27 protein-coding genes are annotated in these 26,578 nt (G+C 57.9%); 12 read left to right on the top strand and 15 right to left on the bottom strand.

Annotated elements, in window-relative coordinates; genetic code table 11:
• Positions 1–34 precede the first annotated feature (34 nt).
• The 6 genes from AADJ11_RS08885 to AADJ11_RS08860 form a co-directional block, all read right to left on the bottom strand.
• Positions 35–1,081: a Hint domain-containing protein gene (locus tag AADJ11_RS08885; RefSeq protein WP_341234162.1), complete on the bottom strand. Its 1,047-nt coding sequence runs from the start codon at positions 1,079–1,081 to the stop codon at positions 35–37.
• Positions 1,082–1,288: 207 nt separating this feature from the next.
• Positions 1,289–1,807 carry a hypothetical protein gene (locus AADJ11_RS08880; RefSeq protein ID WP_341234161.1) on the bottom strand — a complete coding sequence of 173 codons (519 nt, stop codon included), beginning with the start codon at positions 1,805–1,807 and terminating at the stop codon, positions 1,289–1,291.
• A gap of 78 nt (positions 1,808–1,885) precedes the next feature.
• The gene (locus tag AADJ11_RS08875; RefSeq protein WP_341234160.1) at positions 1,886–2,392 is read right to left on the bottom strand and encodes a periplasmic heavy metal sensor; all 507 of its coding nucleotides are present in this window, start codon (positions 2,390–2,392) and stop codon (positions 1,886–1,888) included.
• A gap of 3 nt (positions 2,393–2,395) precedes the next feature.
• Positions 2,396–2,743, bottom strand: coding sequence for a hypothetical protein (locus tag AADJ11_RS08870; RefSeq protein WP_341234159.1), 348 nt, complete (start codon positions 2,741–2,743; stop codon positions 2,396–2,398).
• Positions 2,730–3,329 (bottom strand): RNA polymerase sigma factor, encoded by a 600-nt coding sequence (locus AADJ11_RS08865; RefSeq protein WP_341234158.1) that lies wholly within the window; start codon positions 3,327–3,329, stop codon positions 2,730–2,732. The genes AADJ11_RS08870 and AADJ11_RS08865 overlap by 14 nt, the downstream gene beginning before the upstream one ends.
• A 55-nt stretch (positions 3,330–3,384) precedes the next feature.
• The gene (locus tag AADJ11_RS08860; RefSeq protein ID WP_341234157.1) at positions 3,385–3,960 is read right to left on the bottom strand and encodes an EF-hand domain-containing protein; all 576 of its coding nucleotides are present in this window, start codon (positions 3,958–3,960) and stop codon (positions 3,385–3,387) included.
• Positions 3,961–4,163: 203 nt separating this feature from the next.
• Between AADJ11_RS08860 and AADJ11_RS08855 the strand changes: the two genes are divergently transcribed.
• Positions 4,164–4,565 carry a DUF983 domain-containing protein gene (locus AADJ11_RS08855; protein WP_341234156.1) on the top strand — a complete coding sequence of 134 codons (402 nt, stop codon included), beginning with the start codon at positions 4,164–4,166 and terminating at the stop codon, positions 4,563–4,565.
• Positions 4,566–4,615: 50 nt separating this feature from the next.
• A complete protein-coding gene (locus AADJ11_RS08850; RefSeq protein ID WP_341234155.1) occupies positions 4,616–5,311 on the top strand; it encodes an NUDIX hydrolase in 696 nt (231 codons plus the stop codon).
• 69 nt (positions 5,312–5,380) lie between these two features.
• On the opposite strand, the gene AADJ11_RS08845 is transcribed toward AADJ11_RS08850, so the two are convergent.
• The 6 genes from AADJ11_RS08845 to AADJ11_RS08820 are packed head-to-tail and all read right to left on the bottom strand — an operon-like array spanning position 5,381 to position 11,019.
• Positions 5,381–6,298, bottom strand: coding sequence for a DMT family transporter (locus AADJ11_RS08845; RefSeq protein ID WP_341234154.1), 918 nt, complete (start codon positions 6,296–6,298; stop codon positions 5,381–5,383).
• A 43-nt stretch (positions 6,299–6,341) separates the two neighbouring features.
• On the bottom strand, positions 6,342–7,088 hold the full coding sequence (locus AADJ11_RS08840; protein WP_341234153.1) for an SDR family oxidoreductase: 747 nt from the start codon (positions 7,086–7,088) through the stop codon (positions 6,342–6,344).
• Positions 7,085–8,560: a carnitine 3-dehydrogenase gene (locus AADJ11_RS08835; RefSeq protein WP_341234152.1), complete on the bottom strand. Its 1,476-nt coding sequence runs from the start codon at positions 8,558–8,560 to the stop codon at positions 7,085–7,087. Before AADJ11_RS08835 ends, AADJ11_RS08840 begins: the two co-directional genes overlap by 4 nt.
• Positions 8,557–9,051, bottom strand: coding sequence for a lipocalin family protein (locus AADJ11_RS08830; protein WP_341234151.1), 495 nt, complete (start codon positions 9,049–9,051; stop codon positions 8,557–8,559). The genes AADJ11_RS08835 and AADJ11_RS08830 overlap by 4 nt, the downstream gene beginning before the upstream one ends.
• Positions 9,048–9,956: a 3-keto-5-aminohexanoate cleavage protein gene (locus AADJ11_RS08825; protein WP_341234150.1), complete on the bottom strand. Its 909-nt coding sequence runs from the start codon at positions 9,954–9,956 to the stop codon at positions 9,048–9,050. Before AADJ11_RS08825 ends, AADJ11_RS08830 begins: the two co-directional genes overlap by 4 nt.
• A 22-nt stretch (positions 9,957–9,978) precedes the next feature.
• Positions 9,979–11,019 carry an aldo/keto reductase gene (locus tag AADJ11_RS08820; protein WP_341234149.1) on the bottom strand — a complete coding sequence of 347 codons (1,041 nt, stop codon included), beginning with the start codon at positions 11,017–11,019 and terminating at the stop codon, positions 9,979–9,981.
• Positions 11,020–11,181: 162 nt separating this feature from the next.
• Between AADJ11_RS08820 and AADJ11_RS08815 the strand changes: the two genes are divergently transcribed.
• The 9 genes from AADJ11_RS08815 (at position 11,182) to AADJ11_RS08775 (ending at position 21,370) form a co-directional block, all read left to right on the top strand.
• Complete coding sequence (locus AADJ11_RS08815) at positions 11,182–12,420, top strand: MFS transporter (RefSeq protein ID WP_341234148.1); 1,239 nt, start codon at positions 11,182–11,184, stop codon at positions 12,418–12,420.
• Positions 12,421–12,476: 56 nt separating this feature from the next.
• Positions 12,477–14,189, top strand: coding sequence for a methionine--tRNA ligase (gene metG, locus AADJ11_RS08810; protein WP_341234147.1), 1,713 nt, complete (start codon positions 12,477–12,479; stop codon positions 14,187–14,189).
• 261 nt (positions 14,190–14,450) lie between these two features.
• Positions 14,451–15,518, top strand: coding sequence for an HWE histidine kinase domain-containing protein (locus AADJ11_RS08805; protein ID WP_341234146.1), 1,068 nt, complete (start codon positions 14,451–14,453; stop codon positions 15,516–15,518).
• On the top strand, positions 15,518–15,889 hold the full coding sequence (locus tag AADJ11_RS08800; RefSeq protein WP_341234145.1) for a response regulator: 372 nt from the start codon (positions 15,518–15,520) through the stop codon (positions 15,887–15,889). The genes AADJ11_RS08805 and AADJ11_RS08800 overlap by 1 nt, the downstream gene beginning before the upstream one ends.
• A 107-nt stretch (positions 15,890–15,996) precedes the next feature.
• On the top strand, positions 15,997–17,232 hold the full coding sequence (locus AADJ11_RS08795; RefSeq protein WP_341234144.1) for a putative DNA modification/repair radical SAM protein: 1,236 nt from the start codon (positions 15,997–15,999) through the stop codon (positions 17,230–17,232).
• On the top strand, positions 17,232–18,653 hold the full coding sequence (locus AADJ11_RS08790) for a UdgX family uracil-DNA binding protein (RefSeq protein ID WP_341234143.1): 1,422 nt from the start codon (positions 17,232–17,234) through the stop codon (positions 18,651–18,653). Before AADJ11_RS08795 ends, AADJ11_RS08790 begins: the two co-directional genes overlap by 1 nt.
• A 77-nt stretch (positions 18,654–18,730) precedes the next feature.
• On the top strand, positions 18,731–19,147 hold the full coding sequence (locus tag AADJ11_RS08785) for a CopG family transcriptional regulator (RefSeq protein WP_341234142.1): 417 nt from the start codon (positions 18,731–18,733) through the stop codon (positions 19,145–19,147).
• A gap of 29 nt (positions 19,148–19,176) precedes the next feature.
• Positions 19,177–20,271 carry a PHB depolymerase family esterase gene (locus AADJ11_RS08780; RefSeq protein ID WP_341234141.1) on the top strand — a complete coding sequence of 365 codons (1,095 nt, stop codon included), beginning with the start codon at positions 19,177–19,179 and terminating at the stop codon, positions 20,269–20,271.
• A gap of 1 nt (position 20,272) precedes the next feature.
• On the top strand, positions 20,273–21,370 hold the full coding sequence (locus AADJ11_RS08775; protein WP_341234140.1) for a C45 family peptidase: 1,098 nt from the start codon (positions 20,273–20,275) through the stop codon (positions 21,368–21,370).
• A gap of 72 nt (positions 21,371–21,442) precedes the next feature.
• On the opposite strand, the gene AADJ11_RS08770 is transcribed toward AADJ11_RS08775, so the two are convergent.
• The 3 genes from AADJ11_RS08770 to dctP all read right to left on the bottom strand — a co-directional run bounded on the left by AADJ11_RS08770 (position 21,443) and on the right by dctP (position 24,446).
• Entirely contained in the window at positions 21,443–22,756 is a 1,314-nt protein-coding gene (locus tag AADJ11_RS08770; RefSeq protein ID WP_341234139.1) for a TRAP transporter large permease subunit, read from the bottom strand.
• Entirely contained in the window at positions 22,753–23,319 is a 567-nt protein-coding gene (locus AADJ11_RS08765; protein ID WP_341234138.1) for a TRAP transporter small permease subunit, read from the bottom strand. Before AADJ11_RS08765 ends, AADJ11_RS08770 begins: the two co-directional genes overlap by 4 nt.
• Before the next feature lie 83 nt (positions 23,320–23,402).
• Complete coding sequence (gene dctP / locus AADJ11_RS08760; protein ID WP_341234137.1) at positions 23,403–24,446, bottom strand: TRAP transporter substrate-binding protein DctP; 1,044 nt, start codon at positions 24,444–24,446, stop codon at positions 23,403–23,405.
• Positions 24,447–25,684: 1,238 nt separating this feature from the next.
• On the opposite strand from dctP, the gene AADJ11_RS08755 reads away from it, so the two are divergent.
• A complete protein-coding gene (locus tag AADJ11_RS08755) occupies positions 25,685–26,512 on the top strand; it encodes a phosphogluconate dehydrogenase C-terminal domain-containing protein (RefSeq protein WP_341234136.1) in 828 nt (275 codons plus the stop codon).
• Positions 26,513–26,578: the final 66 nt, after the last annotated feature.

Raw genomic sequence — 26,578 nt, 5'->3', positions numbered from 1 at the left:
GCCATTTCTAACCCCCAGCCAAAGCCCACCAAGGTCACGCAGACACTGATGGCAACACAACCGTTTCATTAACGGTAAGCGTCGGATAAGCCGTTTCGAAATGCTTCATCACATCGCTGGAAAGCTCAGGGAAGATTGTATTGATCTCCTCGCGCGCCTCTTCAGTCAGACTGTCATACGACCATTTACCCAAGGCAAAGCTCTCTGCCTCAATACCATCCACGTAGACGATTTGGTGCGCATCAAACAAAAGATGCACGTATTCGATCGTTGAAACCTCGTGATCAATCGCGATGGTATCGTCATTAATAAGGCCTTTGGCCGGCACCAGCAGATGAGATTGCGCAAATAGGATTTCGTTGTTCTGATCGCTGTGTAGCAGCCTGTGCTGTTGCGACAGGCGCATGTCCCGACGCGGTTTGCCGGGGCCAAATGCATCTGCTTTGATCTTCACGGGTCGCAAGCACGGGTTCTCGGCCATCTCACCCTCGGAAATGACGCGCTTGTAAACCCAAAGAAGCTTTTGAAACCCATTGTCACGGGTCCTGATGCGCATGCCCGGCTCAAGCTCAGATATCTGGACGATTGCCTCGTCCGTCTGAATGTAAGAGCTTGATGAAAAACAAATAGCGCCTTCAATATCGTCATACTGGGGGGAGTTCCCAGAGACGGTGTTGGCCGATGAATATGTATAAGTTACGCCTGGGACGAGCGGTGCGGATGGCAAATACCCAATGAAAATGCCGTCGCCAGAAGTTGAATTCGGATTTGAATCCATCTCCATATAGTAGACCGTGATTTGGGTACCATCTGATGCAGTGAGTTCATATTGGAATTCGGAGTATACCGTCGTGTTCGATCCGCCGGAAATATAGTTACCGTTCAAGTCCGTTACCGTCCCGAATTGGTTCCTATCGTCGCCGTCTTCGTTCCTGTTCCGGTCACCCTCTAGAACGTTGTCATCGTCGTTGATTTCAAGCAATACATCCGTCGTATCATCGTACGAGGAAGAAAGCGTTATCGTGGACCCAGTGATATTGAGCGCACCTGCCGTATACATTTGAAACGTATTTATGGGCATGTCTGGACTCCTCGATAGAAGAATTGAGAACTCATAACTGTTAAGGTATTGCTTTAAGTTGCAAAATTTTACCCGTGCAAGATGTTTATCTCTAATTCCGGATAAATGCTAGTGGGGGGATTTTGGGTTACAGACCCACTTTCTGCGTCATCATCCATCACCGCGCGGGACACTTGGGCACATGTCCTAGTGTTTTGCGATGATCAGCTAGAGCCTGCCTGTTTCGTCCGGCTGGTCACGCACGGCCATCATCGTTGAAATAACTTCGGCCATGTATTTGGTCTGATTGCCCGGTGTCATCCCGCCGATGCCAATCCGGCGGCCCATCCGCCACCAAAGACCCGGACGCCAAACTCGGTCAGTACCTGTGCCCGGTTTTGTACGCAGCAAGAAACCGTTGGATGGTTTGAACGCGAAAACGCCGCGGTCGATGTGTTCGATATCTTCGACCCGGGCGATCAACGTGCCATCGCTGCCGCGCAACACAGTCGCCGTCAGCTCTATCGTGCCTTCGGTCGCGCGGCGCATAAACTCGGCCATCCAGATTGCGCCACCACCAGCAACTAGCAAAAACAGCTGCCAGCCCAAACCCGGCGATGACGTGAACGCCACATAGATCAGGAAGATGCCCAGAAATCCAAGCGAAACCAGCCCAATCAACCGCCGCCCCGACGAGGCGCGCGCAGTGGCCAGAACAGTGTCGTCTTCAGGGAATTCAAGCGTCATGGCAAAGCCTCCGGTTCGGGTCGCTTTGCGTACCTTGCCCTGTCCCTGTTTGGCAAGCCTATTGGTCGCTTGACCGGCTTAATCTCTGATTGGTGGCTTGCGGCGGTCCGATTGTCTTTTGGGCGGGCGGGACAGCACATCTTGCAGGCGATCTGCATAAGCCGCGCGCGCGGCGTCATCCATGGTCTCGATCTCTTTCAACCACACATCCTGCACGGCCTGTTGAACCGCAACACTTGCGTTGGCCTGTTGATCAAGCGCCGAACGGACACGGGCAACGTCAAACGGTTCCGCGCGAATGGCCGACACCACTTCCTCGTAAAGCGCGCGCCGGGCACGCCGGGTCAAATGACCTGCTGGCTTGTTTTGCCGCAGTTCCTTGAACAGATCGCGCCTGCGCTCGTCCTCAAGCGCCATGATGTACGGGGTGCCGTAGGCGCGCATGCTGCTACCGCCCCCGCCATGCGGCCCGTCAAAGCGGTACGCCGCCCCGACAACCAGTCCAGCAATCAAAAGGTTCACCCCAAGGGAAAGCCCCAATGCCCACCGCATCCATCTGCCGTTTCCTGTCTTTTCCGATGCCATGGTCTATCCTTCTTCAATGTCCCAGCCAAAGGCTGAGAAGTCGGGCAACGAGGTGTCATCAAACGATGCATACTCCGTTCCCGTAATAATTTGCGTCGCGATATCTGGCAGATTGCTGGGCGGGGCCACCCCGATCCAGAACCCGACAGCCGTCGCCGTGACCAACCCGCCAAATGCAGGTGCGCCGCCAATGGCCTGCCAGATGGCACGCCAACCGCCCGACTTGGCCTTGGGCTGCTGCGCCACGGCATCCGCCATGATCCTATCCATCAACCCGTCGGGCATGGCAGGCGGGGTCGCCCGCGCATCTTGAAACAGGGCCTCAAGCATATCTGTGTCAGGTTTTGTCATCATCATATCCTAATGCGTCGCGCTGTCCGGACAACAGAGCAGTCAAAGCGCGTTTGCCCCGCGCTGTCAGGCTTTCCACGGCTTCGACCCCAATATCAAGGATCTCGGCGATTTCCGGATTGGCCAAACCTTCGATGTGGCGCAGCACAACCGCTTGTCTTTGGCGTTCCGGCAAGGCGCCCAATGCGGTCTGAAGCGCATCTTCACGCGCGCCGCGTTGCAGTTTGGCCTCGGCACTCTCGGCGGGGTCAGCCGGTTCAGCGATATCCTCAAGCGGGACACCGCCGCGGCGCTTGCGCAGCCGGTCCGTGCATAGATTTGCCACCACCCGGTACAGCCAGGTTGAAACCTTGGCTTCGCCCGTACGCCACTGCGGCGCTATTTTCCACAGCCGCATCAGCGCCTCTTGGGTCACATCCTCGGCCTCGGCCCGGTCGCCCAATACCCGGAATGCATGGCCAAACGCACGCGGCGACAGTTGTACTGTCAACAAACGCGCGGCAGCCTCGTCGCCCTCTGCATAACGCACCAAAAGCGCGGCATTAGGGTCGTCGACCATATCGTCGATGGAGGCGTCAAAGCTCATAAGCTTAGGGCTAACGGCTGCGGGCGCACCATTCAAGCGCGCCCGCGCCACTAGATCACTCGGACTTGTCGCCGTGGCGCTTGCCATGATCGTCATGCTTGCGGTGTTTACCGTGCTTGCCGCCCATCCGCGCTTTCTCGAACTCTTCTGCGCTTAGGGTGCCATTGCCGTCAGTATCCAGCTTGGCGAACATTTTCTCTGGCGAGCGGCGGCCCGTCATTTCTTCCATCGACAGTTTGCCATCTTTGTCGGCATCCATCCGCTTCATCATTTTGCCGGACCGCTTGCCCATTTTGCCTTTGCCCATAGCTTCCAGCTCGTCTGCGGACAAAGAACCATTACCGTCTGTGTCCAGCTTGGTCAGCATACGCTCGGCACGTTCCGTGCGGCGCTCTGCAGCGGCAGCTTGCATTTCAGTCTCGCTCAGAAAGCCGTCACCGTCTGTGTCAGCTTTGGTAAAACGTGCCTCGGCATGCGCTTTCATTTCTTCCTGCGTCAATTGACCGTCGCCGTTTGTATCCAGTTGAACAAAACGATCCTGCTTTGGCGTTTCCTGCGCCACCAAGGCGGTACCGCCCAAGGCAATCAAGCCAGTCAACAATGCGATTTGGAAATTTGCTCGGTTTGTCATTTGTTTTTCCTTTGGTGATCTCAGTTTCACCCACCCTTTTGGCGTGGTGATACTGGGTCAAACGTCGGGACTGGAAACTTCCGTCGCAAAAAATGTGAAAAACTTTCACGGATCAATTTGCGACATCGCGACGCAATACGGGTATGCCACCTTTCAATTGCATCCAAACGCCCGCATATGAGTAGGGCATCAGGATTGAGAACATGACAGATCACAGCACCGATATTGCCCACACAGATACAGACCAGCGCATGATGGCCCCGTCGCTTTTGCGCGGTTGGCGACGCAAATGCCCGAACTGCGGGGCTGGTCCCCTGCTCAAGGGGTACCTCAAGGTCAATGACAGCTGTACCGTCTGCCGCGAGGAATTCTTTCACCATCGGGCAGACGACGGCCCTGCCTATCTGACCATTCTGATCGTAGGTCACCTGATGGCCCCGATGCTGCACGTGGTATTTGCGACATGGCGCCCTGAACCTTTGACGCTGTTTACAATGTTTGCGGTTGGCTGTGTCGGCTTGTCGCTCTACCTTCTGCCCAGACTAAAGGGGGCCTTGATTGGTTTCCAATGGGCAAAGGGCATGGGCGGGTTTGGTCGCGAATAACGCGCAGCACGCTTTTCGGCCCGACTGAGTACAAGAATAAGGGCCACTAGATGAGCATCGACAAAAGCCAGATCCGCAACGCGTCCACGGTAATCGTAATCCGCGACCGCCATGAAAACCCAAGTATCCTGATGGGGCAGCGCGGCGCGCAGGCGGTCTTTATGCCCAACAAGTTCGTGTTTCCCGGCGGCGCGCTAGATGTAGGCGATGCGCATATTCCACTGGCCAGCCCCTTGCCCGACACCTGCCGAAACCGTCTGGCCGAAGATGCGGATGCGTCCCTTGCGCATGCTTTAGCGGTCGCAGGTATTCGCGAGCTGTGGGAGGAAACCGGGCTTATCTTGGGTGAAAAAGGCGAATGGCAGGGCACGCCCCCCGCAGATTGGGAGACCTTCGCACAGCGCGGATACCTGCCCAATGCCGCCCCCATGCAATTCGTGTTCCGCGCGCTGACGCCCCCCGGCAGGCCCCGCCGTTTTGATGCGCGGTTCTTTTTGGTCGACGCCGATGATGTGGCCACGAACCTTGATGATTTCGATGCCGCCTGTGACGAGCTTTCTCATTTGCAGTGGGTTGCCCTGTCGGATGCGCGGTCTTTCGACATGCCCTTTATCACCGAAGTCGTCCTGGCCGAGGTGGAAGCCCGCGCAAAAGAGCTGACCCCGCCAGAATCCGTTCCGTTCTTCAAAAACAACGACGAGGAAAGCCTGTTCCTGCGACTGCGTGGACGGCCAATGACGGGTTAACGTCGCGCGGCGCATCGTTTTCTTTCAAAGAAAACGGACCGGAATTTTTGGAAAATTCCGCCCGCGCCCTTAGGTGATCAGCACCAACATCAGGATCGACCCCACCAAGATCGCCATGCCTGCCCATTCCCGCCTTGTGATCCTTTCACGGAAGAACAGTGTGGATGCTGCAACGCTCAGGATCAACTCAACCTGTCCCAACGCTTTGACATAGGCCGCGTTTTGCAGCGTAAAGGCGATAAACCAGCACAGCGATCCGCCCAAGGACATCAGCCCGATCCATACGGCCACCTTGCGCGCGTGCCAAACCGCGCTCATCTGCCCCGGTTCGCGCAGCCTTAGATACACCGCCATGATAGCCGCCTGCATGCACACCACGGCCGCAAGCGTCACCCCCGCCCGCAGCACCGGCATGTCCGACAAAACCGCCAATGTCGCCCCGCGGTAGGTCACCGCCGAAATCGCGAACAAGAAGCCGGATGCAATGCCCAAGCCCGCCGCCTTGTTCCCCAGATCGCGCAGACGGAAACCGTTTTCACCTTTCTTGGCGGATAACAGCAGCAGCGCGACAACGCCCAATCCGATCGCGGCAAAGCCCCAGATCGTCACGCCTTCGCCCAAGATCAGCCAACCGGTCAGAACGGTCAGGATGACTTCGGTCTTTTTAAAGGTAATACCGACGGCAAAATTGCGTTGCTTGAACAGCAAAACAACACAGACTGTCGCCAATATCTGCGCCGTACCGCCCAGCAAGCCATAGGCCCAGAACCCCGACCCGATCTGCGGTAGCTGCGTGCCGCTGGCCCCCAGATAGGCCGCCAGCCCGCCGACGATAAACGGCGCAGAATATAGAAACCGCGAAAACGTCGCCCCTGCCGCCGACAGCGTGGCTGTCGCCAGATATTTTTGCAGCATGAACCGCGCGGTTTGAAAGATCGCGGCGGCAAGGGTGACGAGGATCCAAAGATCGGGCAATACGAATGTCATGCGGCACCTTATGCGCTATTCTTTGCCGCGTGCCAGCCTTCAATCAGACCTTGGGATCGGGATTTTCCGTGTGACCATCCACCGCGATCACCTGCCCCGATACCAGCCGTGCGCCGTCTGATCCCAGAAATACTGCCATGTTCGCGATATCACGCGCCTCGACAAAGCTGCGCATCGATGTGCCCGCCGCGTATCCGTCATAGACTTGGTCGCGGGTCATTCCCTTGGCAGCAGCCTCGCGGTTCAGCACCCGTTCCATGCGCGGGCCTTCGACCGCGCCGGGGCAGATTGCATTGGCGCGAATGCCGAACGGTCCCAGCTCCATCGCGAGGGTTTTCATCAGCCCGATCATCGCCCATTTCGCCGCCGCATAGGGCGTGCGATTGGGATAGCCATAGATCCCCGCCGTTGACGACGTGACGATGATTGCGCCCCTGCCTGCCGCCTTCATCAGCGGTGCGGCGTATTTCGCCGCGATAAACGCGCCCTCCAGATTGACACTGACGCAGGCGCGGAAATCATCCAGTGCCACGTCTTCGATCAACGCGGTCGGCCCCGCGATCCCCGCATTGGCGCAGAGCACGTCAATATGCCCCATCTCGGCGATGATCGACGCCATCGCGGCCTCGTCGGTGGCATTGGCCAAGCGGTGATGCCACTGCGCCGGACAATGATCCAGCGCCGCGCGGTCGGTGTCGGTCACCCAAACTTCGAACCCTGCCGCGGCAAACGCGTCGCCCATGGCGCGCCCGATGCCAGAGGCACCGGCGGTAATCAGAACCCGTTTCAACGCGGTGCACCAACAAAACGGCCAACGCCTTCTGGCATCGGCAAGCTCGCGTGGCCTTGGGCGAACCGCACCAGTGCCGCCTCTATTTCAGGGCTGGGGTCAGACGGCTTGCGCGTTTGCAAGCTAACGTGCAGCAGGAAATGCTCCCCCGTGGCCAGCAACCGGTCGCCCTCATACATCTCGTGCCACAGGTGCATCTTTTTGCCCGCCCCCATCAACACCCGCGTGCGTATTTCGATCAGCGCACCGGCGTGTACTTCATCCACGTGACGGATATGGGTTTCGGCGGTGAAATAGCTGCCGCCCGAGGCGATATAGTCGGCATCACAGCCGATCAGCTCCATAAACCGGTCGGTCGCATCGGCAAAGGCTTGCAGGTATTTCGCCTCGGTCATGTGGCCGTTGTAATCGGTCCAATCCAGCGGCACAGCGCGGCGCACGGTCAACACAGGCTGGCTCGCGTCTGCGATATCGTCAGCCCGTGCGGCCAAAACGGTGCCCGCCCGCAACGTCGCCTCGTGTGCTTTCATCAACCGCCCAGCGCCCCAGTCTTGCTGCTTTAGCGCCCGCATCATCGACACGAGATTGTTGTCACGGATGCGTTCCAGATCGCGGATGCCGTAAGCGCCGGACTGTTCGTCAGACTGCCCCGCAATCAGATCGACCAACTCGTCATTGAACTCGGGCACGTCCATCAATTTGGTCCACGGCCATTTCAGCGCGGGGCCGAATTGTGCCATGAAATGCTTCATCCCGGCCTCTCCACCCGCAACGCGGTAGGTTTCAAACAGACCCATCTGCGCCCAACGGATACCGAAACCATAGCGGATGGCGTTGTCGATTTCTTCGGTCGTGGCAATGCCGTCTTTGACCAGCCACAAGGCCTCGCGCCAGACGGCCTCAAGGAACCGATCCGCCACATGAGCGTCGATCTCTTTCTTTAAATGCAGCGGGTACATCCCGATCGACGTCAGGGTCTCCTTGGCCTTGTCCACCAGCGGTCCGTCAATGCCATTGCCGGGCACCAATTCGACCAGCGGCAGAAGGTACACAGGGTTGAACGGATGCGCGACCATGATCTGATCCGGGCGCGCCATGCCCTCTTGCAGCTCGGATGGTTTGAACCCCGAGGTCGAAGACCCGATCACCGCATCCGGATCACAGGCCTGTTGGATCGCACCAAAAGTCGTGTGCTTGATCTCAAGCCGCTCCGGTACGCTTTCCTGGATCCACGACGCGCCCTGCACCGCGTCCGAAATACTGTCGTGAAAGCTGATCGCACCTTCGTCTGGCAAGGCCACATCGGTCAGGCCGGGCATCGACCGCCGCGCATTTGCCATGACTTCACCGATTTTGCGTTCGGCTTGGGGATCGGGGTCAAAGACCTGCACGTTCCACCCATTCAGCGCAAACCGCGCGGCCCATCCGCCACCAATCACACCACCGCCAATAACTGCTGCAATCTTTGTCATTTTCGCATCCTTAACTGGCTGATGTCATAGCCGTTGAAATCCAATATCTCTTGTGCCGCCTTGACCCGGTCCGCGCCGCCCGTGGGCTTGCGATCCAGTATCCAGCCGAAATCCCCCGCAGGGTTGCCGACAGCAGCGGTACGAAATCCTTCGTCGACCCAAAGTAGCCAAAGCGACTGTGTTTCGCCGTTTGGTCGGGTCAGGGAATAACGCCCCTGCCCTGTGGACGTGGCTAACCAAAGGGCATCGCAGCTGCCGCCGTCATCACAGACCTGAAAGGCAGGCCCGCCGGTGCTGTCAACGAGAGCAATCGTCGCCGGTGCCTCTGCCTCAAAGCTACCGCGCACAACCCATGTGCCTTTGAACCGCACCGCATCATAGCGGCTGGTGGATCCGATCAATGCCGACGGGTCGCGGTATCCTTCGTTCAGTGCCGGCCCCTGCGCCCCGCAGCCCGCCAGCAATATTAACGCCAGCAGCGCACGCTTCACTTCGGTGCTCGTTTGGTCAGGCCCAGCTTTTCACGGACCTGCGCGGGCGTCATCAGCCGCGCGCCCATATTTTCAACAATGGTGCCCGCACGTTCGACCAATTGCCAGTTTTCGGCCAAAACGCCCTTGTCCAGCCACAGGTTATCCTCAAGACCCACGCGCACATGCCCGCCTGCCAACACAGATGCCGCGACATACGCCATCTGGTTGCGCCCAAGACCAAAGGCACTGAACGTCCAGTCGTCGGGCACGTTATTCACCATCGCCATGAATGTGTTCAGATCATCCGGTGCGCCCCATGGCACGCCCATGCAAAGCTGCACCAAGGCAGGGCTGTCCAGCACGCCGTCTTTGACCAACTGCTTGGCGTACCAAAGATGGCCTGTATCAAAGGCTTCAATCTCGGGCTTCACCCCCAGATGCGTCATCATCCGGCCCATCGCGGTCAGCATGCCGGGCGTGTTGGTCATGACGTAATCGGCTTCGGCAAAGTTCATGGTGCCGCAATCAAGGGTGCAAATCTCGGGCAGGCATTCGGCGATGTGCTGTACGCGTTCCGACGCGCCAGCCATATCTGTCCCCTCGATGGGCGGTAGCGGGTGTTCGGTGGGGCCAAAGACGATGTCCCCGCCCATGCCCGCCGTCAGGTTCAAGATCACATCGGTCTCGGACTCGCGGATGCGTTCGGTGACTTCGCGGAACAAATCCAGACGGCGGTTTGGCGCGCCGGTTTCCGGATCCCGCACGTGGCAATGCACAACCGCTGCCCCCGCCTTGGCCGCTGCAATCGCACTGTTGGCGATCTGTTCAGGGCTGCGCGGCACATGGTGACTGCGGTCTTGCGTTGCGCCCGATCCGGTCACAGCACAGGTGATAAACACGTCTTTGCTCATGGTGAGTGGCATTTGGTTGCTCCTTTGGATCGGGTTAATAGGGCATTGGATGCGCTTTATGCGCGACAGCGATGTCAGCCATGACGTCTTCGCTTAGTTCCAGATCAATGGCACCGAGGGCGACATCAAGCTGGTCCAAAGACGTCGCGCCAAAGATAATTGACGTCATAAACGGCCGCTGCCGTGCCCAAGCCAGCGCCATATGCGTCGGGTCCAGCCCGTGTTTCTGCGCAATGGCCAGATAGGCGGCTGTCGCGTCAAACACGCGGTCGGATTTGCGCCCGCCCAGATCACCGTTGATCGCCATGCGCGACCCGTCGGGCACCGCGCCGTTTTGGTATTTACCCGTCAACATCCCCGCCGCGAGGGGCGAAAAGGACAGCAAACCGATGTCTTCGTTATGGCAGGTTTCGGCCAGATCAGTATCGGCCAGACGGCACAGCAGCGAATATTCGTTCTGCACCGATACCGGGCGCGGCCCGCCTGTGCGCTCAGCAGCATTGGCCCATTGCGTCAACCCCCACGCGCTTTCGTTGCTCAGGCCAAAGCTGCGGATCGTGCCGCGCTGCACCTCGTCTTGAAGCGCGCCCATGCAGTCTTCCATATGGGCGACAACCTCGGCTCGGTTTTGCGAGGACGGGTCATAGTCCCAGTTCTTGCGAAACATATAACTGCCGCGATTAGGCCAGTGAAACTGGTACAAATCGACGTAATCGGTCTGCAAACGTTTCAACGACCCCTCAAGGGTTTCGCGGATCGTCTTTGACGAAATAGGTGCACCGTCACGCGGGGCGGCCCCCGCGCCCGAGTGTTTCGTGGCAAGCACGAATTCCTTGCGCTTGCCCGTTTTCGCGATCCATTGGCCGATGATTTCTTCGGTCAGGCCGACGGTCTCGGCCTTGATCGGGTTCACCGGATACATCTCGGCCGTGTCGACAAAGTTGATGCCAGCGGCCAAGGCGCGGTCGATCTGTGCGTGACCTTCCTCGGGCGTGTTCTGTGTGCCCCATGTCATTGAGCCAAGGCAGAAATCCGACACCTCAATATCTGTGCGGCCCAGTTTGTTCATCTTCATCCATTTGTCCCCGTCTTGGTTTGGGCCACCCTCTCGTTTCGACTGCCCCATCGCAAGCGCATTTTCAGCACTGCGCAACAAAACACCATTTGCGTCGTTTTTTCCAAAGCAATGTCGTTTTGACCGTTGGTTTCCCGATTGTATGACGACACAGTACAAACCATGCGTTTGCTCATTTCCTTTGCCGCCCTGTTTCTGTCCGTTATCTTGCTACAGCTGTCATCGGGCGGTGTGGGGCCGTTGGACGTTCTTTCAGGCACCATGATCGGGTTTTCCAACCAAGAGATCGGCCTGTTGGGCTCGGCGCATTTCGTGGGCTTTTTCATTGGCTGTTGGTGGGCCCCACGGCTGATGGGCAGCGTCGGCCACAGCCGCGCCTTTGCCGCGTTCACTGCATCGGGTGCCATCGGGCTAATGGCCCATATGCTGGTGCTTGATCCCTATGCATGGGCGCTGATGCGCGTGGCATCGGGCTTGTGTGTCGCGGGCTGCTATACCGTGGTTGAGGCTTGGTTGAATGCCAAAGTCACCAATGAAACGCGGGGCCGCACCATGGGGGCGTACCGCGTCGTCGACATGAGCGGATCACTGGCGGCGCAGATGATCATCGGCGTTTTGGCCCCTGCATCCTATGTATCATATAATCTGCTGGCGATCTTGTGCTGTGCCGCGCTGATCCCGCTAACGCTTACCACTTTGCCGCAACCCGAAACACCAGCGCAGCCGCGCCTGCGCCCACGGCTGGCGATCGACCGGTCCCCCCTCGCCGTCGCTGCGGTGGTTGTCGCGGCGCTGTCCAGCGCATCGTTTCGCATGGTCGGCCCTATTTATGGTCAAGAGGTCGGCCTAAGCGCTGGGCAAATCGCGTGGTTCCTGTCGGCCTTTGTTCTGGGTGGGGCGTTGGCACAATTCCCCATTGGCTGGCTGGCCGATAAATTCGACCGACGTTGGGTGCTGATCTGGCTGTCAGCCGCGTCCATCGTCAGCTGCGCCGTCACTGTCATGTCCGCAGGCATGGGCACCCAAGCGGTGTTTTTCGCGGCGACATTCTTTGGTCTGACCACATTCCCGATCTATTCTGTCGCCGCTGCCCACGCCCACGACTTTGCTACAAGCGAAGAGCGGGTCGAACTATCTGCCGCGTTGATGTTCTGGTTTGCTGTGGGCGCTATCTTTGCGCCCTATCTGGCGTCGGTGCTGATCGACAGCTATGGCCCGGCGGCCTTGTTCACGATGATATCGGTCGGCCATGGCGTCTTGGTGATCTTTGGCCTGACCCGGATGCGCGCCCGCCCCACGGCACGCAAACGCACGCCTTATGTCTATGCGCCGCGCACGTCTTTTACCATTGGCCGCCTGATGCGCCGCCAGCGCGACGGCAGCAGCAACAACGCCCCCTAGCCCTTGGCGCGTCCCTGCGTTAGAGACATCCCAAAGCATTCTCGGGGCCCCTTACCATGACACGCCACCTTATCACCTCAGCCATCCCTTACATCAACGGGATCAAGCACCTTGGCAATCTTGTGGGCAGCCAGTTGCCCGCCGATCTATACGCCCGCTATCTGCGCGCGCGCGGCCAAGAGGTGCTGTTCCTATGCGCCACAGATGAACACGGCACACCCGCCGAATTGGCCGCCGCCAAAGCCGGTAAACCGGTCGCAGAATACTGCGCCGAGATGCACGAGGTTCAGGCGCGCATTGCCGAAGGGTTCGGCCTGTCGTTTGACCATTTCGGGCGGTCGTCCAGTATCCAGAACCAAAAGCTGACCCAGCATTTCGCAGGTGCTTTGTACGACCAAGGCCTGATTGAAGAAGTCGAGCAGCGCCAGATCTATTCCGAGACCGATGGCCGCTTCCTGCCCGACCGCTATGTCGAAGGCACCTGCCCCAACTGCGGGTTCGAGGATGCGCGCGGCGATCAATGCGACAACTGTACCAAGCAGTTGGACCCCGAAGACCTGATTAATCCACGCTCGACCGTGTCCGGTGCCACCGATCTGGAAATGCGCGCCACCAAACACCTGTTTCTAAAACAGTCCCAGATGAAAAACCGTCTGGACGAATGGATCAATTCGAAAACCGACTGGCCCGTGCTGACCACATCCATCGCCAAGAAATGGCTGCATGATGGTGACGGCCTTCAGGATCGTGGCATCACCCGTGACCTAAGCTGGGGCGTGCCCGTCAAACGCGGCGACGAAGATTGGCCGGGGATGGAGGGCAAGGTGTTCTATGTCTGGTTCGACGCGCCGATCGAATACATTGCCTGCGCCCAAGAATGGGTCGATGCAGGCAAAGGCAGCGATTGGGAAAGCTGGTGGCGCACCGACAAGGGTGCGGACGACGTGCGCTATACCCAGTTCATGGGCAAGGACAACGTGCCCTTCCACACGCTCAGCTTTCCGGCCACGATCATGGGCAGCAACGAGCCATGGAAACTGGTCGATTACATCAAATCCTTCAACTACCTGACCTATGACGGCGGGCAGTTTTCAACCTCGCGCGGGCGCGGTGTGTTTATGGATCAGGCGCTGGAAATCCTGCCTGCCGACACATGGCGCTGGTGGCTGCTGTCCCACGCGCCGGAAACATCCGATGCGGAATTCACGTGGGAAAACTTCCAAGCGTCCGTCAACAAAGACCTTGCCGATGTGTTGGGCAACTTCATCAGCCGGATCACCAAATTCTGCCGCTCGAAATTCAGCGAAGACGTGCCAGCAGCAGGCGAATACGGCCCTGCTGAACATGCGCTGATCGCGGACCTGACCGAACGCGTCGCCCGCTATCAAACCGCGATGGAGGCGATGGAAGTCCGCAAATCCGCCGCCGAACTGCGCGCGATCTGGGCCGCTGGCAACGAATACCTTCAGGCCGAGGCCCCTTGGACCACCTTCAAAACCGACCCCGACAAGGCCGCCGCCCAAGTACGTTTGGCGCTGAATCTGATCCCGCTTTACGCGGTGCTGTCAGCACCGTTTATCCCGACCGCCGCGGCCAGCATGTTGGAAAGCATGCATGTGGAAAATGCCCAATGGCCTGATGATGTCCCCGCCGCACTGGGCCAGCTTGCGCCCGGCCATGCCTTTGACGTTCCAGAGGTTCTGTTCGCCAAAATTACCGATGAACAGCGTGACGAATGGGCTGAACGATTCGCGGGCGTGCGCACCTAAAACATCCGATCCAACCCTTAGATTTGATTGCCACGCGCCGCTTTAACCAGTGGCGCGGGCAAAAAACAGCTTGGGTCTTTACAAGTTAGAAAATTGAATATCGGGCGCTTTCAGTCAGTTAGCGAAAACGCCCGATAAAAACGTATCGTTTTCGGTCCACTTGCCCATCATTGCGTTGGACAGATCGTTAACGCGCCTTATGTCACATGAAACACAGCGAAAGGGCCTGGGGATAAAATGCCTACACGATCTATTGAGGAGATGGCCGCAGAACTTGTGCACCTGCAAGACGCATTGGCAGCCATAGAAGCTGAAAAAGCCAAGGATAACTCCGGTAGCAAATCCCTTCGCCTGACCTTTCTTGAGGCGATGATGGAAACCGTGCCGGTCGGCGTCGTAATGGCGGATGAAACCGGCCAGATCATCTATGGCAACAGCCATGTCGAAAAGATGGTGCGCCACCCGGTTATACATTCCGAAGACACCGAAGACTACGGTGCCTGGGTGTCTTTCCACGAAGATGGCCGCAAGGTCGAAAGCCACGAATACCCCCTGTCGCGCGTTATCCGCGATGGCGAAGCGCATTCTGAGATCGACGTGAATTACCAACGGGGCGATGGCACGCGGTTCTGGATGCGCATCATCGGCAAGCCGGTCATCGACGCCAACGGCACCCGCATTGGTGCGTCGGTAGCACTTATCGACATTGACGAGGAACGCCGCCTGCGCGAGGCGCAGAACATCCTGATCGCCGAGCTGAACCACCGCGTGAAAAACGCCTTTAGCGTGGTCAAATCCATCGTCAGCCAGTCTTTGCGCAAGATGAGCATTCAACGCGGGCTGCGTGAAACCATTGATCAACGGCTAAATGCCTATGCCTTGGCCCATTCCAAATTGGTCGGCACATCGTGGGACCGCGCCGAAATCGGTGCCGTTGCCGCAGATGTTCTAGACCCAATCGGAAACGGCCGCATCGTGCTCAGCGGCCCCAAGGTCGAGGTGCCATCGCGGCAGGCATTATCCTTCTCGATGGCGTTTTACGAACTCGCAACCAACGCCATGAAATACGGCGCACTGTCCGTACCCGACGGCCGCGTCAATTTGTCTTGGGAACAAACTGATACTGCGGATGGTTCAGTTATAGAACTCCACTGGAATGAGGAAGGCGGACCCGCTGCGGAAAAACCAAGTGAAACCGGTTTTGGCAGCTTTATCACGGGCCGCGCATTGCAAATGGAAACAGGCGGAGAAATCATAACTGATTTCGGGCCTGACGGATATAAATGGCATCTCAGAATGCCGGAACATACGGAAGACCGGGCAAACTAATGAGCAATACACCGCAGAATATTTTTATCGTCGAAGACGAGGTCGTTGTGGCGTTTGAGATGACGGATATCCTTGAGGATATTGGTTTTAACGTGATTGGCCCGTCTATTCATCTTGAAGACGCGAAAACCAAGGCACGCGAAGGCGACATCGACATTGCCTTTCTTGACGTGAATTTGGGGAATAACAAAACCTCCAAACCGGTTGCGGACATCCTGCGCGAACGCAATATCCCGTTTGTGTTTATCACCGCTTATGATGCGGATCAGATCAGCTTTTTGGGCCCCGACGACCGCGTGGTGAAAAAGCCGGTCAGCAGCCAAAAACTGATTGAAACCTTGCGCCGCGTGTACCCCAACCTCGAAACGTAACGCACCTGGGTCTAATCACCGAAAATTGAGCCGTAATTGATAGGCCGCGACATCACGTCGTGGCCTATTTGCGTGACACTATAGCGATAAGAACATATAGTGAACATATGGTTAAGCAAACAGTAGAACAAAAGCTCGCAATCCTAAGCGATGCAGCGAAATATGACGCGTCCTGCGCCTCTTCGGGGTCGACAAAACGCGACTCGCGCGATGGCAAGGGCTTGGGATCAAATGAAGGCAGCGGCATTTGTCATGCCTACGCGCCCGACGGGCGTTGCATCAGCTTGCTGAAAATCCTGATGACCAATTTCTGCATTTATGATTGCAGCTATTGCATCAATCGCGCGTCCTCGAACGTGACCCGTGCGCGGTTCAGCGTGGATGAGGTGGTGAAGCTGACCATCGAATTCTACCGCCGTAATTATATCGAAGGGCTGTTTTTGTCCTCGGGCGTGATCCGGTCGCCGGATGCCACGATGTCGGACATGGTGCAGATCGCGCGCAAGCTGCGGCACGAGGAAAACTTTCGCGGCTATATCCATCTGAAAACCATCCCCGATGCAGCCCCCGAACTGATCGCCGAGGCCGGGCTGCTGGCGGATCGTTTATCGATCAATGTCGAACTGCCGACCGATGCCGCGGTCCAACAATATGCGCCCGAAAAAAAGCCCGACCAGATCCGCAAGGCGATGGCCGACTTCCGACTGCGCAAGGAGGTGTCAAAGGACACGTCCCACACCGGAAAACGCCCGCCCCGCTTTGCCCCCGCAGGCCAGTCGACCCAGATGATCATCGGGGCGGACGGGTCGAACGATGCCGCGATCTTGGGCCAGTCCACGCGGCTTTACTCCAGCTATAAGCTCAAGCGCGTCTATTATTCCGCTTTCTCGCCTATTCCGGATAGTTCCTCAAAGCTCCCGTTGATCCGACCGCCGTTGCAACGCGAACACCGGCTTTATCAAGCGGATTGGTTGCTGCGCTTCTATGATTTTCAGCTGGACGAAATCACGTCAGTGACTGCCGACGGGAACCTTGATCTTGAGGTTGATCCCAAACTTGCCTGGGCCTTGGTGCATCGCGAAGTGTTCCCTTTGGACGTTAACCGCGCCACCCGCGAGATGTTGTTGCGGGTTCCGGGGTTCGGGGTGAAAACTGTCACCCGCATTCTGTCCACCCGCCGCCACCGCACCCTGCGCTACGAGGATTTGTTGCGCATGGGCGCGTCGATGAAAAAGGCGCGCAGCTTTGTCACGGCGGGCGGTTGGTCGCCCGGTGGCCTGACCGACAGCATTGACCTGCGCGCGCGTTTCGCGCCGCCGCCTGAACAGCTGACCTTGTTCTGATGCACCGCGCGATCATGCCGCAAATCGGCACAGCGCAGGCGTGGCGTGACGCAGCACGGAAGTTTCTAGCGGCGGGCATCCGGCCCGAGGATATCTTGTGGGGGGATACCGCCACCGCGCCTGATCTGTTCGGCACCGATACGCCCCTGCGGCCAAACCGCCAGGTCACCGTGCCGCGCAGTTTTATTAGCATGGCCAGCAGCGTGGTCTGGCACAGCGATCCCGAACGCTTTGCCCGGCTTTATGCGTTTCTCTGGCGGCTGAAAGACGCGCCGCATCTGATGACAGACCGTGGCGATGCCGACCTGTCGCGCCTGCGGACGATGGAAAAGAACGTGCATCGCTGCCAGCACAAGATGAAGGCATTCGTGCGTTTCCGCGAGATCAGTCAGCCCAACGCCCCCCGCCGGTCCTTTGCCGCGTGGTTCGAGCCGACCTATCACACGGTAGAACCCACGGCGGATTTTTTCGTACGACGGTTCAGCGATATGGATTGGCGCATTCTAACACCGGACGTTTGCGCGATTTTCGAAGACGGGAAACTGTCGTTCCGCGAGGGGCAAGAAAAACCGGCCTTGCCCGAAGACGCCAGCGAGCAACTGTGGATCACTTATTTCCAAAACATCTTCAACCCTGCGCGGTTGATGGTCAAAGCCATGCAATCGGAGATGCCCAAGAAATACTGGAAAAACATGCCCGAGGCCGCGTTCATCCCCCAGATGATCGCGGACGCCCCAGCCCGTGCCCGCGCGATGGCCGAAGCTGCCCCATCCCTGCCCCCTGCCCGCATGGCGCAGGTTCAGGCGCAACTGGCCGCGCACCAATCGGCGTGGGACGGGCCGACGGATGCGTTACCCGCCGCCATCGCCGCTTGCACGCGTTGCCCGCTGCATTGCAACGCGACCCAAGCCGTCGCGGGCGAAGGGCCGATGGAGGCCAAGCTGATAATTGTCGGCGAACAACCCGGTGACCAAGAAGACCTGAGCGGGCGGCCCTTTATCGGCCCGGCAGGGCAGCTTTTTGATCAGATCGCAGCACAGGCGGGCCTGGACCGGACGCAAGCCTATGTCACCAACGCGGTGAAACATTTCAAATTCACACCGCGCGGCAAACGCCGCATCCATCAGCGCCCCAACACGTCAGAGATTGACCACTGCCGCTGGTGGCTGAACGCGGAAATGACCCAAGTGCGGCCCAAGCTGATCCTTGGCATGGGGGCCACCGCCGCCGAAGCACTGACCGGCAGGCGCGACGCAATCCTTGCCCGTCGTGGCAAGGTCGAGGCCACACAATCCGGCACGCCGGTTCTGCTGACCCTGCACCCGTCGTACCTGCTGCGCGTACCCGACCCACAGGCCAAAGCAGACGCCACCGCACAGTTCAGGGATGATCTGCGCATGGCTGTGCGGATGTTGGCCTAGCCAGCATTAAATCCTGAACACCGGTTGCAAAAACTCAGATGACATCCATATACCATCCACATGGATGGAGAAACATCATGAGCACTGTTAGAAAGCTCCGGGACAAGATGCCGGACAACGAGAAGATCACTATCAATCTGGGCTTTGTCGACCTGGGCCGGATCGATCTGTTGGTGCAGGAAGGGTTCTATTCCAACCGCAGCGATTTCATTCGCACCGCCATTCGCAAGCAGCTGGATCACCAGTCCGACAGCGTGACCCAATCGATTGACCGTCACACCATGGAAATGGGCCTGCGCGACTATACCGCCGCCGATCTTGAGGCTGTGCGCGCCGCCAATGAACTGCTGCACATCAAGGTCGTGGGCCTTGCCCGGATCGCTGATGATGTAACACCGGAACTTGCGCTGGCCACCATCGGTTCAATCAATGTGATGGGTGCGCTGCAAGCCAGCCCCGAGGTGAAAAAAGCCCTTGGCGCGCGGATCAGCTAGCCCCTGTCTCATTCTTTTAAGGAAACCAAATGACAAATAAATTAACGTCTGCCCTGCGTCGCGCGACCAAACTGGTCCGCGCAGGAAACCCGGTGGATGCGACAAAAACCATACAAACCGCGTTGCGGGGTGGTGGGATGGCCGCGCTGGATGAAATGGCAAAATCCTCGAAAAAACCGTTCGGGAGACCGAGGGTCGGGCGAAGCCTGCGCGACACGCTTGCCAGTCTTAACGCGGGTATGGCGCGATCTGCCACAACGGCGGCAGACGTGACAGAACCGCCACTGACACCGGGCGCGCGTTTTGAAGCAGCTACATTTGAGTGTCCCGAAGGCACCCGCGACTACCGGCTTTACATCCCTGACCTGAAAGGGCGCAAACCCGCGGCTATGATCATGATGTTGCATGGCTGCAAACAATCGCCCGTTGATTTTGCCAAGGGGACGGGAATGAACCAGCTGGCTGATGCCCACGGGCTGATCGTGGTGTACCCTGCGCAATCACGCGGCGCGAATATGCAATCCTGCTGGAACTGGTATGCCACCAGCGACCAGACGCGCGATGCGGGCGAACCCGCGATCCTTGCCGGTTTGGCGCGTCAGATGCAGGCCGATCATGGCGTGGCCAAGGGCCGCGTTTTCGTCGCGGGTCTGTCTGCCGGTGCGGCGATGTCGGTTGTTTTGGGACAGACCCATCCTGACGTTTTCAGCGCTATCGGTGCCCATTCCGGCCTGCCCTATAAGGCCGCGCATGACGTGCCATCGGCCTTTGCCGCAATGGGCACGGGCAGCAACCGCAACCATGACACGCAACCGATCCCGTCGATTGTGTTTCACGGCGATGCTGATGCCACGGTGCATGTGAAAAACGGCCAGCATATCGCCGAAGACGCCGCAACTGGCGCGCAAGTGGTCGACGATGGCAGCATCAAAAATCGCGCCTACACTCGCAGCACGACCCTATCCCCCGAAGGCCATGCCGTGATGGAACATTGGACAATCGCCGGGCTTGGGCACGCGTGGTCAGGCGGCGACAGCACGGGCTCCTACACCGACCCCGACGGCCCCGTTGCCAGCGCCGAAATGGTGCGGTTCTTCCTTAACTTGCCTATGAAAGGCGCATAACGTGACCCATTCCCTGACCTTTGACGCCATCAGCGAAGCAACCCCCGGCCCCAAATGGACGGCCCGTTGGCAGAGGTCCTGGCCCGCTTACGAGGCATGGTTCACCGCACGTGGTGGCGACAACGGCCCCGACCGCGCCGCCTGCGAGGCCGCATTGCGCGAGCACATGCCAGAGCTTGCACCCGTACACGCCAAGCTGACCAAGCTGGCTGGCGGATCGGACCGCGTGGCGCGGTTCCTGTCCACATGGTGCCCGCCCAGCTATCTTGGCGGCTGTTCGCTGGCCGTCGCCACGTCCCGCGACGACATCCGCCTTGTGCGCAATTACGATCTGTCGCCCGACCTGAACGAAGGGTTGTTGTTCCACAGCGCCTGGACCGGTCGGCGCGTCATGGGCATGGTTGAATTTCTGTGGGGGCTGTCCGACGGGATCAATGATGCGGGCCTTAGCATCGCGCTGGCCTATGGCGGGCGGCAGGAAACCGGGCGCGGTTTCGGCATCACCACGATCCTGCGCTACGTGCTCGAGACCTGTGAAACAGTTCCTCAGGCCTTGCGGGTTTTACAACGCGTACCATCGCACATGCCCTATAACGTAGTGGTTGCAGATGCATCGGGGGCGGCGGCGAGCGTCGAGATGTATGCTGGTGGCGGTGCCAAGGTGCAGCCGCGCCTTGTTGCCACCAACCACCAGACAGATGGCAGCACGCCTGATCGCGGTGCCTTTACCCGTACGTTTGAGCGGTCAAAACACCTGAACGGCGTCTTGTCCGACGGGGCCGCGCCCGCCACCCTCGTGGGTCAATTCACCCAAGCCCCGCTGAAACAGGATCGCTATGCTGAAGGGTTTGGCACGCTGTTTACCGCAGAATACGAACCCCTGCGTCGCCAGATGACCCTGCATTGGGATGGCGAGGTTTGGGCGCAGTCGCTCGACGCGTTCGAGGAAGGTACCCGCGATGTGCGTTATGGTGCCGTGGGCGCGACTGCTGTGCATCAAGCAGGCGATATCGACTGGGTCAAGATCGGCATGGACTATGCCGCCGGGCGACACCCCGACTGGCGCAGGTTCTTACCAAGCGGTGTGGACGTCGCATAGGGGCGTATGAAAACGCCGGCCCGAGTTATCTCGGGCCGGCGTTTTCAGTCTCAAGAAGCATTTTCGCCCAGATCAGCCGTAGAACAGCCTTGGGAAATACAGCGCGATTTCCGGGAACAGGATGATCAGCGCGACCCCGATCAGCGTCACCACGACATAGGGGAACACCGATGCATAGATGTCGCCCATCGTGACATCGGGCGGGGCCACCCCCTTGAGGTAGAACAGGTTAAAGCCAAAGGGCGGCGTCATATATCCGACCTCCATCATGATGATGAACAAGATGCCAAACCAGATCGGATCAAACCCTGCGTCCCGCACCACGGGCAAAAACACCGGCAAGGTGATCAGCATAATGCCGACAGGGTCCAGAACCATCCCGAAAAAGAACAGCAAGACCAGCATAAAGAACAGCGCGCCCCAACGCCCGCCGGGAATATAGCCCATCAGATCAGAGATCAGGCTTTGCGCGCCCAATGCCGTATAGGCTGTCGAAAACGCATGTGCGGCGAACAAGATCCACATCACCAACGCGGTCAGCTTGAGCGTGGCAATCGACGCGTCGTGCAGCACCCTCCAAGTCAGTTGCCCATTGATCAAGGTCGCAACCAGCGACCCGAAGACACCAATCGCCGCAGCCTCGGTTGGGGTGGCGAAACCGCCAAAGATCGCACCCAGAACGATCACAACAATCATAATCGGCAGGATCACCGCCTTGAGCGATCTGATCTTTTGCGACCAATCGGCGCGTTCTTCGACGGGCAAGGCTGGCCCCAGATGCGGCTGAAGCCAGCAGCGCCCGCCGATGTACAGCGACACCAGCACGAACAGGGTTAACCCCGGCCCGATGCCTGCCGCAAAGAGACGGCCGACCGATACTTCGGTCAACAGCGAATAAAGCACCATCAAGATTGAGGGCGGGATCAGGATACCCCATCCGCCCCCCGCATTAATGGCCCCGAGGGCGAGCTTTTTATCATACCCCCGCTCTAGCATTTTGGGCAGCGCGATGGTGCCCATTGTCACAACAGCAGCACCGGAAATTCCCGACATGGCAGCAAAGATCACGCAGATGAGAACCGTACCAATGGCCAAGCCGCCGCGCAGGCCACCAAACCATTGGTGCATCATATCGTAAAGGTCATTCGCGACCCCCGATTTTTCCAGCAAAATCGCCATGAACACGAAAAGCGGCACCGCCATCAGGGTCGGTGATTGCATCGTCTCCCACATCTTGGAGGCCAGCAGATAGAAACCGATTGTGCCCATCTCAAAGTACAAAAACACCACCGAAACACCGCCCAGCACAAAGGCCAGCGGCGTTCCTAGCATCAAAAACAACAGCAATGCGCCGAAAAACAGCAAGGTAAGGAGTTCGACGCTCATGTTTGCTTCTCCTGAGTATTTATTTCATCTCGGTCCGGATCACCGGGTTTACCGAACACATCCTCGGGGATCGGCAAACCACGCAACACGCGGATGTCTGACCACAGGCGCACGATGCCTTGCAACAACAGCAAGATGGCGGCGACGGGGATCAGTGCTTTGGTCGGCCATAGCGGGGCCTTCCAGACGGAGTTTGACCGCTCCATATCGGCTATCGCCTCGGACGCGATGTCCCAGCCTTGCCAAAGCAACACGCCCACAAACAGTAAAAACAGCGGCCATGTTAGTATGTCCACCGACGCCCTGCGTCTGCGCGTCATGCGACCATAGAAGATATCGACGTTCACATGCCCGCGCTCGGTCAGCAGATAGCCGCCGCCGATGATCGCGTAGACACCAAAGATCAAGGTGGCCAGTTCTGCTGTCCAGATTGTCGGGCTTCCCACCAGATATCGCATCACGACATCCGCCAGAAGCAGGACAAAAATCACCAAGACACCCAGCGATACCCATCGCCCGATAAATTGGTTCACACGCGTTATAGTACGGGCCAGTTGCATCATGGCGGCATGCTCCTTTAGTGCGAAAAGGGGGCGGCGCACCACATGCGCGCCGCCCTATTTTTCAAAGCTACAGGAAACGGGGCTTAGGCGTAGCCCATATCCTTCATCAGCGTGCGATAGATGTCAGCTGCCTTTGCTGCTTTCTCGCCCTTCTGCCCTTCGGTCTCGAGGATCTGCGCTGAGGCAGCCGCGAGCATTTCCAACACATCATCCGGCAAGTGCATCACTTCGACGCCATCGTTGGCCACACCTTCGGTCAGTGCAATCGCTTCGAAATGTTGATACTCGGCCGACCGCAGGAAGAACCGCGTTGTGATCGTATCGACCAAGGCGCTGCGCAGATCATCCGGCAGCCCCTCAAGCGCCTCTTGGTTAAGGATGAACGCGTCGGTGGTTTGCGCCAGAACCGGTTTGTAGTGATATTTGCACACTTCCCACAGCGACATGGATTGCGCCCCAATGGCAGCACCCCAATGCGCGCCATCCACAACACCCGAGCTCAGCGATTGATACAGCTCTGATCCGGGGATGTATTGCGGTGCCGCACCGGCAGCGGCCAGATAATCCAGCATCGCGCCAGAGGACCGGATCTTGAGGCCTTGGAAGTCGGCAGCAGATTCGATCTTTTTGGACAGAACCATTTCCGTCGGCAGGACTTTTTCGCACATCATATGCACGCCGTCTGCGTTCAGGTCCTCATTCACCAGTGCCTCGACGCCAAGGTTCTTGATCGCATGTTCCATTTCCCAAGCTTGGCGAAGGGTGCCGGGGATACCGTAGGCAAATGTCGCGGCTTCTGCCTGATCGGCAATATAGGACGGGCTGATTGTCCCCATCGGCACAACGCCTTTGCGCACGATGTTATAAATGTCGGGTCCTTTGGCGAACTCACCCGCGCCCAGCAGTTCCAGCTTGAATGCGCCTTCGGTCTTTTCCTCAAGCTGCGACGCGACAACGCCCAAGCTGTCGGTAAACGAACTGGATGCTTTGGGCCAATGCGCCTGAACGCGCCAAGTCACCTCGCCCGCGGCGATCGCTTTGCCGACAAACGCTGGCGATGCGACGGCCGCAACAGCCGCGCCGCGCAGCATGGACCGGCGGTTCAGCTTCATATTTTCTTTTGTCATGTCTTCCTCCCGTTGATTTCATAATTCTACGAGCCGCTTTTTTGGCCCGTCTAACCCGCCAAAATGCCCGGCGGGCGTTCCTCCCGTAACGTAATCCTGACAAATGTCCGGTTGAACCTCAACTGAATTGTTTGTAAAAGCAATTATGGCCGAAATTGGGCGTGAAAAGGATTGAAATTCCCGCATGGGCTGGTATTTATGATGCAATCATACCCCATTAGTTGCGCTTTGATATCGGCATTAGCGCTGCGATTTACGCGATAATGCCAATTTCGACGCGCTCGAGCCGACCCGACCACCGCATGGGTGCCACAGGATTATATCCGCATACCGATACTCAGCACCTAAAATTTCCATTATGGGTTGAATATTCTGCAAATTATGCGAAAATACGATCCAGTGAACGCTTTTATGTGAAGCTTTTAACAGTCAGACGAATAAAAAAGGGCTTTCATAAATTTCGCGTCACTTCTCAGCAGGGTTATATGGCTGATAGATTAACGCCGCCCAGATTTCAGGGTGGCGTGATCGCTGACCCACCTAGCACGAGAATGGACGAGTAGATCAGGCGAGATTGTTTCGCGCCGGATTACGATGGGAGTGTAATGAGTTTTGTTGGTAGTAGTGGATAATTGGTAATAGTGGACAGACACGTAATAGTTCTCGCAATCGGATATGCTTTTGGTGCTGTCGCCAGCGGTATTTACGCAATCAATCAACCCATTTGGCAGGGACTGCTGGTTTTCTGGCTTGGTGGTGCCGCTGCAACCTCGATAGTCGCACTGCTGTTCAAGCTATGGGTCTGCACCGCGCAACGCATTCGCGATCACCGCAGAGCGTCGAAAACGTGCCCGATGAATACGGCAGGAACAGAACCAGCAACACCGCCACGCTAAACGGTGCGCCCTGCGACCTAGTTGATAGGCGCAGGGCGGGTTTCGTTCCCGGCGTTGCGGATCAAAGTCCGGCTCGTCAATCAATCGCTAAATCCTGAGGTGGCATGTAGCCGCCCAGCTACGTGCGCCTGCATGAGACCGCTCACGCCCACACTTTAGCCGCGCAATCTCACATAAGACGCTCACCAAAAACGACCCAATTCCCCCCTTGGTGCCAGCCGTGATTTCACGCCCGTATTTTGTCCTCGACGCTCTTGACTTATCGGTGTGCTTAGTACCTTATTATACCAGTTGCTAATTCAGCGTAGAATTGGCGCTTACGATATTCTCGGGAGGACGAGCGTGACGAAAATCGCATTATTTGGGGCCGGCGGAAAAATGGGGGTTCGCTTGTCGCGCAACCTCGCGGCAACGGAATTTCAGACCGCCCATGTCGAGGTCTCCGACATCGGTAAAGAGCGGCTAAAGACCGAGCTGGGCTTTGACTGCCAAGACCCTGATACCGCCCTGAAAGACGCCGATGTGATCGTTTTGGCCGTTCCCGATACGGCAATTGGCAAGGTGACTGCGGGCATCATCGACAAGGTGAAATCCGGTGCCATGATCATCTGCCTTGATGCGGCTGCCCCCTTTGCCGGTCATTTGCCCAAGCGCGATGATGTCACGTATTTCGTCAGTCACCCCTGTCATCCCCCGATCTTTAACGACGAAAAAACCGAGGCAGGCCGCAAGGATTACTTTGGCGGGGTGGCTGCACAGCAAGGTATTGTAAACGCACTGATGCAGGGCCCCGAAGCCGATTACGCCCTTGGCGAAGCCGTTGGCAAAGCGATTTATGCACCCGTTGCGCGGTCCCACAGGGTGACCGTTGAACAAATGGCGCTGCTGGAACCCGGCTTGTCCGAAACGGTCTGTGCATCCTTGCTGGACATCATGCGCGAAGCCATGGACGAAGTGGTGGCGCGCGGCGTTCCCAAAGAAGCTGCACGCGATTTCCTACTCGGCCATATGAACATTCTGGGCGCGGTCATTTTCAAGGAGGTCGACGGCGTATTCTCGGATGCGTGCAACAAGGCGATCGAGTTCGGAAAACCGGTGCTCATGCGCGATGACTGGAAGCGCGTGTTCGAGCCCGATGAAATCGCCGCCAGCATCGAACGGATCACCTAAGGCACCAAAGCTATCCACTTGTAGCACCAGTGAATAACTTTTACAGTTGGCGCATATCCTAACAAG

Origin of the sequence: uncultured Sulfitobacter sp. (assembly GCF_964021855.1) — a bacterium.
Lineage (GTDB): Bacteria > Pseudomonadota > Alphaproteobacteria > Rhodobacterales > Rhodobacteraceae > Sulfitobacter.
The sequence above is the reverse complement of the archived record's forward strand: the minus strand, read 5'-3'. Positions and strand labels throughout refer to the sequence as shown.